The organism is Acidimicrobiia bacterium (assembly GCA_041676705.1).
Lineage (GTDB): Bacteria > Actinomycetota > Acidimicrobiia > Acidimicrobiales > SKKL01 > Actinomarinicola.
Genome location: JBAYRL010000023.1, coordinates 1 through 9,389 on the forward strand (window position 1 = coordinate 1; position 9,389 = coordinate 9,389).

Sequence of the window (9,389 nt, forward strand, 5' to 3'; positions counted from 1 at the left end):
AGTTCAGCATGTTCACGGGTTTTAGTGAAAACCTGTTGGAATGACACGAACGCTGCGAACACCAGAAGCGCACCCACCACCAACCCCAAAATGATCTCTACAAGAGTTAACCCCCTACGAACAAAAGCAGGGCCGGCGGGGGTTGGTGTGGTAGGTGACATGCGGGTTTATTGTCCTATCACCCTCACAAATAACTAGCAGCCTGTTTTGTGGTTACCGTGTTATGTTGTGTGCCCACAGGGTGTCGGGTGTTGTGTTTTTGTTGGTTTGGGGCGCGTGTCACCAACACGTTTTTGAGGTGTGAACACCCTGTCACAAGAGGCTTGTTTGATAGGGACGGGTTTTGGGGTTATGGGCTGGGTGTGGCCGTAGCGACTCTTTGGGTGTTGTTCAAGGCTGCCAGTTCTTTTATGTTTGCCACATGTTTGAGAGGCACGTCCCAAAACCCGGCACCTTCAGCTAAACGGATTTTACCTAGCTCACGCGAAGCAAACCGTACTCTACCTCGAAACGTTTCATTCCTCCGGGTTCGTACCTCAACCCAGGTGCCTTTACTGGGCACATTTTTCGGATGGTCTTTACCTTCACCAAACATTTTTGTGTTCCTAACTTTTTCTGTAACGGATAGTTCTTAGAAGAACAGTGACAGCTAGGAACGATTCACCAAACCCCACCCGAAACACAGGTTCAGCTTTTAAGGTGCTAACCCCCAACCGGCTGGTTTTGCGGGGTTGCCACACCACACCTCTTACCACCTATCAAGACACTACAAGGCCTGTTTTTGTTGGGGTAGGGACACCAACCAGTACTCACAAAAACCACTAGCCCTTGTCGAGGATAGGTTTTTGTGAGATGTTTTTTAGTGGGGGACGAGTTTGCTGTGGGCAGCTAAGAGACGAGAAGCGTCGCTTTGCAACGCGACGATACCAGCACAGACCTGTACCACGTCTTCATATTTTCTAACAAGCCCAGTGTTTTGTGCTGCGACGACAAGTTTATCTGACAACAACACCAGATCTGCTAACACCTGGCCTAGCTCGCCAACTAAACCCGCCGAATGTTCATCATGTAGCGTTCCGCTATTTAACGTTTCCACAGGTTCTATGGTGCCTAACCGGGCTACTAAACCACACCACCACCCCAACCGTCTCACACTACCGAGAACTAACAACCACATCCGCTACACCCCTGTTACATACTTGTTGACTGTGTGGTAACACACCTACCTGGTTTGTTGGGAAGCCGATTGCGTAACCTGTAAAAACTAACACTATAGGGTTATGGGAAACATTTGGGATGAACACTCCGGGGTGGTGTTACGTCACATGACTACAACCCCCTCACCAGCTACAATGCTAGCCGCAGCGCAACAGTTAGAAATATCTAAACCTGTTGCTGTAGCAGCTGTTGATGTGTTATGTGGTGGGACAGCTACCGGGGTTGTGTTGTCAGGGAAAATGGGGGCAGGGAAAGACGTGTTAGCCGCCAAGCTAAACACCTATTTCACTAACCACCCCGAACTTGGAATAAGCCCAGGCCATGTCCACCAAACCTCGGACCCGATCCGTAAAGAATACGCTGAAGTGTTAGGGCTTCTAACCGAATGTTCCCACAACCAAGACACCCCGTTAAAAGCAGCGCAAGCCCTAGCAGGCTACATGGGTCTACCTACATTAGCCGCAGCACGGCTCACAGAAATGCTGTACCCACAAATCCAAACCGGTGAAACTATCAGCCCCCATAGCCGCACACCCCAAAACCGGGCAGCGCTCCAGTTCCTAGCAGACGCCGGCCGGCGTAGCTACGACCCCCAATACTGGACCAAACAATATTTCCAGTCCGTATACCAAACAATCGCCAAAAACCAGACAGCGTTCCTAACCGGCGGACGTTACCCCAACGAAGTTGGCCCAGCACAAACCCTAGGACTCTTCACCTGCCGTATAGAAACAACTGAGCCTATACGGATCGCAAGAATAGAACACCGCGACGGTTTCACACCAGACACCACAACACTACACGACCCCAACGAATGCGCATTAGACAACTATCTCGGATTTAACCTAGTTGTGTTAAACAACGCTGACATCACACCAACAGTACAAACCATCACCAACCATTTACAACAACACACCCAACTCCTAACCTCAACACACATCACCCACAACCCAACCTAAACCAACGCTGTAACCACCCAAACTCAAGTTACAGAACCGTACCATAGACAACTTTATAGCGAACCTTGCCTAAGAGGACACACCCTTACTGCTACCGCACCAACCCGTTTTGGGTTTAGTTACCCCCACAAATATTTTTGGTGTGAGGCAGCGCCTCTTCAAACCCTGCCATACACCTCTCCAACAGGCACCCAACTACTACACCTTCAAACACGTCTTTCTCCACCTATACAAACTACTAACAGCTGTTGCGCCGTCACAGGACGCTCCCAAGGTGCGTCGTGTTACTAGCCCCGATATCCGGGGCACAAAGGAGACAAAATGACTGTGTTAACTAGCGACGCTATCGACATGTTCGAAAACACCGCGCATTATGAGCGCTTTACAGACGAAATCAATATGCAGGATGAGGGCGCAAGCCCGAGATACCTGCTAGCTGCAGAAGCCGTTCTACAAGACCTACACCAACTAGATGTGGACGGTCATCTAAACGGCAAATTTAGGTTTGAGGTACTCGCAGCGGAAGTCCACCAAATGGTGGATGCTATAAAAACACGCGACTATCCACGTTGGTATAAAGCCAACACTAACCTTTGTGGGATGGTTACCCGCAACGGGATCCAAGCATCCCTGAAAGAAACCTGACCGTTTGAGGGCCCCAGTGGCCCTCTATTTTTTTGTGTGTAACCAAACCATCGTTACCTATGGTTTCCTAATTTTAGCTAAAACATGTTGGGTGTCTCTACGATCCAACAACCCTTGGTTGGTGGCCTCATAACACGCTTCGACAAGTCGTTCAGGCATGACATGCCCAACACATCCCAAAAGAGCGTCCTTAACACTCATGGAACGTATCCCATCGTACTCAACGATCTCAACAGGTCTTGTTTGTGACACAACTTTAACCCAACCTGGCAGCTTGGCACGTACCCGTCTAGAAGTCACCACACTAATCCGCAACGGGTTAACAAACGCAAGGTTATGGAACGCTAAAACTGTTTCTGCAGCCAGATAAGCATCAGACCCAACTCTAAGCGTTGCTTCCATGTAAAGATCCTGATCAGTTGAGGGAATATCGTCAAAACGGTACAACCCGTAAGCTATCCGTCTAAGGCCACCCCGAGCAGCAAGTTTCGGTAGCTCCACAACAGGCACCCCACAACTACGCGCATCACTGGTCGTAACATACCCGTACTGATCTAAAGCCACTTCTCGAAGAACACACCTATAAGTTGGTTTAAAACCCACAACAGCCATGCCACAACTATACCGAAAACGGTATAGTTGCGCCACCAACTGGTGAGGGTGGTTGTACCAACCCCCAACATCTTCCGAACCATAAAAACAACGGGACACACAGAAATGTGTGCCCCGTCAATCACCATTTTAAGACTTGTTGGGTTGTGTCAGTGATGTTTCTGACCTGTCCGGTGTTTTATGGTTGGGGTTCAAACGGCACAAAAAGCGTTTCGACCCCAATTTGAGGTAACTGTTCAACTAGCTTGGGTTTAAGTTCCTCAATTTTGTTTATGATCAGGCGGACCCAACCTGCCGTTTCGAACTCTTCTTTAGATAGTTCGGTGGTACGTAACGCTATCTCATGGGCACGTTGTTCTAACGACGGTAAAAACGGGGTGAGTTGTTCTTTTTGTTGTGACGAAGACCTATCTAACGACACAATGAACCCAAGGTTAGGGCCTTCCCCTACCAAAGACCAGCTTAAACCTTTTGTGACGGGTTTGTTATAGCCAAGTATCTGGTCCCATACTTCACGGCGGGTGTCCCACTCAAGCTCCGAAACCTCTTCAGGTTTATCTGTGTTGTCCCAATACCCATAGTTTTCTACCCCGGTTTGGGTTTCCCACACATCTACCAGGTTTTGTTGTTCCGTATAGATAAGAGCATACAACTCGGAAGTTAACACCTGGTTTTGGTCACGGCCCGCTAAAAACGTCACATTAAACCCGAAATCGTAGGCCGGGTCACGTAACCCGGTTTCAACAATGCGACGCTGCCTGGCCCACATACGTTGCTCCGCTATCGCCACAGGTACCATAGAGTCATCTATTACTTCATCACTGTCAGGTTCAAGCCCTTGTGTTACCCGCTGGGCATGGTCCCATAACACCACAGCGTCTAAGATGGCCCGTTGGGTATAGAGGTTTTGGTAGGTTTCTTGTAATGGTTTGGTGATCTGTTCAACAAAGTCGAACAGATCGGTGCCAGAGGGTAGATGTATTTGGTAACCGTTAAATATTTTTGTGCTCATCAACCCAAATAGTGTCCCAACCAGCCCGGAACACACTCCAACCCACAACAACCCCAAAACAGCAACCCACCCCTGCTAGATGTCTAGCCTTTTTTGGTCGCCCACAGCGATTTAGCTGTGAAGGTGTGGTGCTATAGACACTGTTATCTTCCCCCCAAGACCTCCTGGGTGACTAAACTTTGAATGATGCTACCAAACCCACAAAAAAGGGGGTGGGTGTGTTCAGGTTTAACAGTCGGGGGTGGAAACGAAACGTTTCGCGGGTTCCCAAACTGCTTACTGGCTGGTTGGGGTTGTGGGTTCGTTGGTTAGTTGCCGGGCGGCTTTCCCAAACCAACGTTTAATCGCTTCCCTAGCTCTAGGGGTGCGAACAACCCGAAACCATTCCAAATCAGGGCCGCTACGCCGACCACCCAACACCTGTACCGTGACACCTGGCTGTAGCTGCCCTGTCAACAACCCTGGCTGCCCATCAATTTTAACGCCGGTAGCGCCGTGACCAATATCGGTATGGATCTGGTAAGCAAAATCTAGTGCTGTAGCACCAGAAGGTAACGACACCATCTCCCCAGAAGGGGTAAATACTTGGATTTCGTCCTCGGTGAGTTCCGCTACAACAGCTTCTAAATACTCTTCAGCTGTGTCAGCTGTGGTTTGCCACTCCACAAGCCGTAACATCCATTCTAAATCCTGGGTTGTAGGCGGACCACCTTTTTTGTATGCCCAATGAGCAGCGACACCTATCGTGGCCCGCTCATGCATCTCTTGGGTACGTATCTGGATCTCAACAGGTACCCCACCAGGGCCCAACACGTTTACATGTAACGACTGGTACAAGTTAAACTTTGGGGATGCTATATAGTCACGGAACCGGTTTGGTAGCGGCCGCCACAACTCATGCACTACCCCCAACGTGGCGTAACAATCCCGCACATTTTCACACACCACCCGCACCCCTACGAGGTCCCACACACCAAGCATTTCGTCCCAGTCACCCGGATCGAGATTCACAACCTTTTTGTAGGTAGACCACACATGTTTTGTCCGCCCCGAAATAACACATTCCAACCCGGCGGCCTTTAGCTCACGGGACAACTCTGATGTCACTTTTGTTAGCATGGCATCGCGTTGCGGTGACAGCCTGGCAATAAGTTGCGACACCATCCCAAACATTTCGGGTTCTAACCGTTGGAACGCTAAATCTTCCAACTCTCTCGCAATAACCGATGCCCCCATACGGAACGCTAAAGGCGCATACACTTCCCGTGTTTCTAAAGCAATACGGTCCTGTTTCTCTGGGGGTAGCACCCCTAAAGTTCGCATGTTGTGCAAACGGTCAGCTGATTTGATCAACACAACCCTCGGGTCGCCAAGAGCGGCGGTCAACATTTTTTGTAACGTGGCAGCCTGAGAATCAACCCCACCCGAAGCTGGTACCACAATTTTAGAAACCGCTTCAACTAGACGCGCAACTTCAACAGAAGTCGCTTTCGTTAACATTTCAACTGTGACACCAGTGTCTTCCAACACGTCATGACAAACCGCTGCGGTAACTACCGGCGCTGAAACACCAAGCCCAGCTAAAATGTTAGCGACAGCTAAAGGGTGTGTCACAAACGGTTCCCCCGATAACCGTTTCTGGTCGCTGTGAGCGTCGAGAGCTAAACGGATCCCAGCATCCACTAAACCTAAATCAAACTCCGGGTCACACCTAAAACAGGCTTGTCGCAACTCGCGGATCAGTTTGGACACCAACACCCCACCAGGAGATGACACCAACCCCTGCGGTAACACCCCTTCCCAATCTAAACAACGAAATACCGTACCATCATCCACACAACCTGTCACAGACACATCTAAAACACTGTTAACGTTAACCATAATATGTTGATACGGTGCGTGTCTCTACAAAAACACCAAACAACCCCCACCAACCAGGTCCCCACACCTCAACCCACAACCTGGTACGCTGCCGGGTGGTTACACACCAGAACAACCTTCCATCAACCACCCTCCAGAGCAGATAACCAGCTATACCGCCACAAGAACATGTCCCAGTTTCAGACAGCTGCAAACAAACACCTGGGAGCGGTTCTACACCGCGGTGCTACGACACCCTCCAGCTAACATTGGGTGGTTTGAGCGTTTAGACAGGTTTTTAAGACCCCTCTAGCTGCAACGCGCTGCCCGCTGGTTTTTAACGCACCAGTTGTAACACAACTCCCTCACTTTTGCTGGGGTGGTGTGCTGGTGTTCGGGGTGATCGTGGATAGTGTTAGTTATGGATAGTATGTGCCACAAATAGTATGTGCCCCACATATGATCCCGTGAACGGGGGTTAGTAGCCATCCAAACCGTGTTGGCCACCAAACCCAGCTTTAGCGAACTCTTCAACAATCTCACCTACACTATCTAGCGAAGGATAGGGTTCTAGTTCAGGATCGAAAGCGAACCCTGTTGGTAACTTTGGGTGGGTGACAGTTACCACCACAACCCCATGCTTGGTGATCGTAGCTTCCCACAACCCAAACCCGCTTTCCACCACTGCTTGAGCGTGATTTGTGCCCAAATCTGGTGTTAAACCTAACCAGCGGTGTTGAATCGCAGGCACCTTGGCGACCAGCTCACCAGCTGGCACACCTTGTGTTTTATAAACTAACTGTACTTTCACAACAACAACCTTTCTAGCTCACCAACCCAACTAGGCGCACCCAACCAACCCGCCACCAAAACTGGGGGTGTGCGCACCTCTTTAGCCACATAACAGTCCTCGGGGAACCAAACTATGAAAGGAACCTGTTATGGCTCTAAACATTGACCAGATCACCGCACAACTAGCCACTGTTCTAAACCAGCTAGAAACCCGTCTCACCAACCCGAACATCCCTGACAACTCTGGTGTGTATGACAGTCGCGAAGTAGCACAACTAGCTGGGCTTCTATCGATGCTGGTGTTCCACACAAACTATTTTGAACTTAACACACCACCCACCCCACAAAGAGATTCTCAAACGATTGCAGAGTTTTTAGCATCCCAAACCAACCTGTTTTGTGCCCCTAACCCAACCACCCGACAAACCGCTACCACAACCCTACATAAACAGTTACAACAACTCACCAACACCCCACCAAACCAACACCCCACTGTTTAACCCTAGCCACCCTCTACACACATCTATGCGGTGTAGCTAAACACAGATAGGGGCCAAACCACATGGTTTAGCCCCTACAAAACAACATCCCAACCCGGCAAGGGTCAAAAATGAGATACAACTAGTTTTTAAACACTAGCCAAACAGTTATTAACGCTGATCAAGTAACCATTCAACAGAATGTTTCTCAACCAGCATGTTGGTAAGGGCTAGGGTACCTACAACATCTGACAGGTTGTAAGCTACCCGTTCCCCAACCGACAACCCAGCCACATTCTCACGATCAACATGAATCATATCGACACCGACATGTTGCGCTACTGGTTTCAACGACCAACTAACACCTTGTGTTTCAGCGAACTCCTTATAAAGATACGCTATATCAACATGGTGTAAAATGTTACCGTAACCGTTAGCAACCTCCACCGTGTAACCCCCTTCAAAACCTGGAAGCGCCCCATACTTGGGAACTAGGTTCGGGTTAAGTTCTAACATTAACGGCAACAACACTTTTTGTTGTGTTGCTCGTGCAGCCAGAAACGGGAAATCAAAACTAGCCCCGTTCCACGAAACAAACACCGTGTTCCGGTCACATTCTCGAAACCATGCCGCTAAAACTAGCAACAACCGTCTCTCGTTATGACCATCGATCAGCAACGTTTCATCCTTGGAATGTAACGCTATCGAAGTGATACCACCAGCTCTAGGGTCCAAACCCCCAGGGATATCAGGATCTACCGGCACAGCGTTCGTGTCCGTCTCGATATCTAACGCCACAAAACGTGTCACAGTCACCAACTTTCGTTCAAGTTTCTAGAATGCTGAACAGCAAACATTTATACACAACCACACAACTCCAAAACCCCGGTCTTAAACCTTTTAGGGGATGTGATAACGGTTCCCTACTTGGTGTTTGCCATCCTACAAACAAAACTTGTTTTTTGTGTTACCCAAAACCAGTTGTTTTGGACACCAGAAACCATTGACGCCCCACAGTAACCCCCAACTCCCGCAACACACCTAGCAGTACCCTACCATGGGCAGATCAAAACTGCGGTCAAAAACAACACACGACCACTAAACACCAGCACCGCACAAAACAACAATTAACTATTCACCGAACCCCAACACAACACAACACAACTGGCTCTTATCAGGTGTTGTTCGCGGATTGCTATCTGTTCTGTTGGGTTGTTAGGAAAGCTCAGCACCCCAAACAACAACTGTGATCTGTGCGTTGCCCCACGTTTCGATACCAGTTTCGCTTCGTAACTCTTCTGCTTTAGTAACCCCCGATATTGACGGACCAAACATTTCAACCAACACAGGGATCACACCACTAAATTTGTTGGGTGGGCGCAGATCAGCCCAAATGTTTAACACCGCCGGAAAACCTACAGCGGCAGCCTCGTTTCCTGTTTCAAACACTAGAGGCAGCCCTGCGGGTAGTTTTTCCAACAAAAGTTGCAGCCACCCAAGTTTCGTTTGAAACGCCTCAAAATGTCCCCCTACACCATCTACAACGATACTTGAGTGTCGTGTGGGTGACTCGACGCTTCCCTCCGAAGCGGGTTCGGGGTTACTAGTTGGGGTTTGTGGTGATGGGCGGGTTTGTGCCGGGTCCCTGTTTTGTGGGTCGGGACCAGTTGGAATGCTGCGATCGTTTTCCATGGCAAAGAAGTATAGAGGCCACTGAGCCCTATAAGCACTCTAAACACACAAACCTTCACAAGGCTGTCACACCCAACACCCGCATAGCAGCTAAACAGTTTGTTACCCGATGTTAAACAG

General features: G+C 49.3%; 11 protein-coding genes. 3 read left to right on the top strand and 8 right to left on the bottom strand.

What is annotated here, in order from left to right; translation table 11 throughout:
* Positions 1–349 precede the first annotated feature (349 nt).
* Positions 350–595, bottom strand: coding sequence for a hypothetical protein (locus WC184_13200; protein ID MFA7478824.1), 246 nt, complete (start codon positions 593–595; stop codon positions 350–352).
* Positions 596–859: 264 nt separating this feature from the next.
* The gene (locus WC184_13205) at positions 860–1,096 is read right to left on the bottom strand and encodes a hypothetical protein (protein ID MFA7478825.1); all 237 of its coding nucleotides are present in this window, start codon (positions 1,094–1,096) and stop codon (positions 860–862) included.
* Between the two features lie 184 nt (positions 1,097–1,280).
* On the opposite strand from WC184_13205, the gene WC184_13210 reads away from it, so the two are divergent.
* Together WC184_13210 and WC184_13215 are read left to right on the top strand one after the other, a co-directional pair.
* Positions 1,281–2,177: a hypothetical protein gene (locus tag WC184_13210; GenBank protein MFA7478826.1), complete on the top strand. Its 897-nt coding sequence runs from the start codon at positions 1,281–1,283 to the stop codon at positions 2,175–2,177.
* 321 nt (positions 2,178–2,498) lie between these two features.
* Complete coding sequence (locus WC184_13215; GenBank protein MFA7478827.1) at positions 2,499–2,822, top strand: hypothetical protein; 324 nt, start codon at positions 2,499–2,501, stop codon at positions 2,820–2,822.
* Between the two features lie 57 nt (positions 2,823–2,879).
* On the opposite strand, the gene WC184_13220 is transcribed toward WC184_13215, so the two are convergent.
* From WC184_13220 to WC184_13235, 4 genes are all read right to left on the bottom strand, one after another.
* Complete coding sequence (locus WC184_13220; GenBank protein ID MFA7478828.1) at positions 2,880–3,434, bottom strand: type IV toxin-antitoxin system AbiEi family antitoxin domain-containing protein; 555 nt, start codon at positions 3,432–3,434, stop codon at positions 2,880–2,882.
* Positions 3,435–3,612: 178 nt separating this feature from the next.
* On the bottom strand, positions 3,613–4,446 hold the full coding sequence (locus WC184_13225; protein MFA7478829.1) for a hypothetical protein: 834 nt from the start codon (positions 4,444–4,446) through the stop codon (positions 3,613–3,615).
* A gap of 276 nt (positions 4,447–4,722) precedes the next feature.
* A complete protein-coding gene (locus WC184_13230; GenBank protein ID MFA7478830.1) occupies positions 4,723–6,327 on the bottom strand; it encodes a RelA/SpoT family protein in 1,605 nt (534 codons plus the stop codon).
* Positions 6,328–6,784: 457 nt separating this feature from the next.
* Positions 6,785–7,117 carry a hypothetical protein gene (locus WC184_13235; protein ID MFA7478831.1) on the bottom strand — a complete coding sequence of 111 codons (333 nt, stop codon included), beginning with the start codon at positions 7,115–7,117 and terminating at the stop codon, positions 6,785–6,787.
* Positions 7,118–7,247: 130 nt separating this feature from the next.
* Here WC184_13235 and WC184_13240 point away from each other — a divergent pair, with 130 nt between their 5' ends.
* Complete coding sequence (locus tag WC184_13240; protein MFA7478832.1) at positions 7,248–7,598, top strand: hypothetical protein; 351 nt, start codon at positions 7,248–7,250, stop codon at positions 7,596–7,598.
* Between the two features lie 150 nt (positions 7,599–7,748).
* Here the strand turns inward: WC184_13240 and WC184_13245 are convergent, their stop codons facing one another.
* Positions 7,749–8,393 carry a ribonuclease H-like domain-containing protein gene (locus WC184_13245; protein MFA7478833.1) on the bottom strand — a complete coding sequence of 215 codons (645 nt, stop codon included), beginning with the start codon at positions 8,391–8,393 and terminating at the stop codon, positions 7,749–7,751.
* Between the two features lie 399 nt (positions 8,394–8,792).
* Positions 8,793–9,269, bottom strand: coding sequence for a hypothetical protein (locus WC184_13250; protein MFA7478834.1), 477 nt, complete (start codon positions 9,267–9,269; stop codon positions 8,793–8,795).
* Between the last annotated feature and the right edge of the window lie 120 nt (positions 9,270–9,389).

Bases quoted from the DNA above. Each gene is read 5' to 3' on its own strand.
- WC184_13200 (MFA7478824.1), bottom strand. From the start codon at position 595: ATGTTTGGTGAAGGTAAAGACCATCCGAAAAATGTGCCCAGTAAAGGC.
- WC184_13210 (MFA7478826.1), top strand. From the start codon at position 1,281: ATGGGAAACATTTGGGATGAACACTCCGGGGTGGTGTTACGTCACATG.
- WC184_13215 (MFA7478827.1), top strand. From the start codon at position 2,499: ATGACTGTGTTAACTAGCGACGCTATCGACATGTTCGAAAACACCGCG.
- WC184_13220 (MFA7478828.1), bottom strand. From the start codon at position 3,434: ATGGCTGTTGTGGGTTTTAAACCAACTTATAGGTGTGTTCTTCGAGAA.
- WC184_13225 (MFA7478829.1), bottom strand. From the start codon at position 4,446: ATGAGCACAAAAATATTTAACGGTTACCAAATACATCTACCCTCTGGC.
- WC184_13230 (MFA7478830.1), bottom strand. From the start codon at position 6,327: ATGGTTAACGTTAACAGTGTTTTAGATGTGTCTGTGACAGGTTGTGTG.
- WC184_13240 (MFA7478832.1), top strand. From the start codon at position 7,248: ATGGCTCTAAACATTGACCAGATCACCGCACAACTAGCCACTGTTCTA.
- WC184_13250 (MFA7478834.1), bottom strand. From the start codon at position 9,269: ATGGAAAACGATCGCAGCATTCCAACTGGTCCCGACCCACAAAACAGG.